This window comes from Rhizobacter sp. P2_H2, from assembly GCF_056403375.1.
Genome location: NZ_JBFUFP010000931.1, coordinates 1 through 2,170, shown reverse-complemented (window position 1 = coordinate 2,170; position 2,170 = coordinate 1). Strand labels below are relative to the sequence as shown.

Annotated in this window: 2 protein-coding genes; both read right to left on the bottom strand. The window is 67.5% G+C overall.

From position 1 onward, the window contains the following. Window positions 1–113 precede the first annotated feature (113 nt). Window positions 114–1,430, bottom strand: coding sequence for an ABC transporter substrate-binding protein (locus tag AC1D15_RS28400; RefSeq protein WP_477828646.1), 1,317 nt, complete (start codon window positions 1,428–1,430; stop codon window positions 114–116). A 59-nt stretch (window positions 1,431–1,489) separates the two neighbouring features. Beyond that, window positions 1,490–2,170: ABC transporter ATP-binding protein (locus AC1D15_RS28395; protein ID WP_477828645.1), on the bottom strand; the 681-nt coding region annotated here is incomplete at its 5' end.

Below are 2,170 nucleotides of genomic sequence, written 5' to 3'. Positions count from 1 at the left end.
GGGTAGGTCAGGAACACCAGCAACAGCATCGCGGCCGGCAGCATGAAGGCCAGGCCGAGGGCGTTGCGGCTGTTCTGGAGGCGCTCGAGAAGCTTCACGGGCAGGCCTCTCGATCAGACCTTGTAGTAGCGCTCGGCCCGCTTCTGCGCCCGCTCCATGGCCTCCTTCGGCGTCTTCGAGCCGCTGCCCGCCTCGGCCACCATGTTCGGCACGATGAAATCCGCCAGCGCCCCGGCCGAGGCATAGCCCAGCTTGCCCGCATAGCCCGCCGGCCGCAGGTTCTTCACGCTGTCGCGGTAGGGCGTGTGCTTCGGGTCGACCGTCCACACCGTGTTCTTCTCGTAGGCGCGCRGCGGCTGCGCGATGTAGCCGCCGGCCCCCTGCAGCCACGGGTCGAACTGCTCCTGCTCCATCATGAAGCGCATGAACTCCTTGGCCGCCTGCGGGTACTTCGTGTACTTGAAGATCATCTGGTTGAAGAACAGGTGGTTCTCGGTCGGCACGCCCACCGGGCCCACCGGGAAGGCCGCGTGGTTGATGTCGGCCGCCATCTCCTTGAGCTTCGGGTCGGGCGAGTTCTTGGCCGCGTAGTAGATCGAGATGCCGTTGTTGGTGATGCTGATCTGCCCGTCGAGGAAGGCCTTGTTGTTGTTCGGGTCCAGCCACGACAGCGTGCCCGGCACGAAGCTCGAATACAGCTCCTTCGCGTACTCCAGCGCCTTCAGCGTGGCCGGGCTGTCCAGCGTCACCTTGTTGTCCTTGTCGACCAGCGCGCCGCCGAAGGCCCACAGCAGCCAGTGGCACCAGGCGCTGTCGCCGGTCGCGTTGCCCAGCGCCATGCCGCCCGGCGTGCCCTTGGCGGCCAGCGCCTTGTAGAGCTTCAGGAAGCCGTCGGTGTCCTTCGGCATGGTTTCGAAGCCGGCCGCCTTCATCTGGCTCTCGCGGTACACCACCAGCGAGCCGGTCGCCCCGAGCGCGACACCGATCCACTTCTTGCCGTCGGGCCTCAGGAAGGCCTCGCAGGCCGGGTACCAGCCGCCGTATTTCTTGCCGAGGTACTCGCACAGGTCGGTCACGTCGAGCAGCTTGTCGGGGTACAGGTTCGCGTCGTCGTTGGTCGACAGGATGATGTCGGGCCCGGCGCCGGTGTTGGCCGCGACGGCCGCCTTCGGCCGCACGTCTTCCCAGCCCTCGTTGTCGACACGCACCTCGATGCCGGTCTTCTCGGTGAAGCGCTTGACGTTCACCATGTACGCATCGATGTCGCCCTGCACGAAGCGGCTCCAGCGCAGCACGCGCAACTTGGCGCCCTTCTCGGGCTTGTAGGCAAGCGTCTGCGCGCCGGCCTCGGGCGTCCACAGTGCGCCCGTTCCGAGCGTGGCGATGCCCGCAGTCCCTTCCAGAAACTTGCGGCGATTGAACTCAGTCATCGTTGTCTCCTGTCAAGTTGTGAAGCGATGCACTGCGGCACCGTGAAGGAATCAGGCCATCAGGCGGCCAATCGCTTGCCGCTGCCGGCGTCGAACAGGTGCGCGCGGCCGAGGTCGGGCTGCAGGTGGATGGTCGCGCCGGGTTCGAAGCTGTGCCGCTCGTGGAACACCACCGACACCTCGGTGCCCTGGTGCCGGCAGGCGACGAAGGTGTCGGCACCGGTCGGCTCCACCACCACCACCTGCGACGGGATGCCGCCGCTGTCGCCGAGCGCCAGGTGCTCCGGCCGCGTGCCGAAGATCACCGGCTGGCCGTCCTCGCCCACCGCGCGCGTCGGTGCGTTCATCTGCGTGCCGTCGGCCAGCTCCACCTGCAGCAGGCCGGCCCGGCGGCGCAGCGTGCCGGGCAGGAAGTTCATCGACGGCGAGCCGATGAAGCCGGCCACGAACAGGTTGGCCGGGAAGTCGTACAGCGTCAGCGGGCTGCCGGTCTGCTCGATGCGGCCGTCGCGMATCACGACGATCTGGTCGGCCATCGTCATCGCCTCGATCTGGTCGTGCGTGACGTAGACCGAGGTGGTCTTCAGGCGCTGGTGCAGTTCCTTGATCTCGCTGCGCATCGCGACGCGCAGCTTCGCGTCGAGGTTGGACAGCGGCTCGTCGAACAGGAACACCTGCGGGTCGCGCACGATCGCGCGGCCCATCGCGACGCGCTGCCGCTGCCCGCCGGAGAGCTGGCG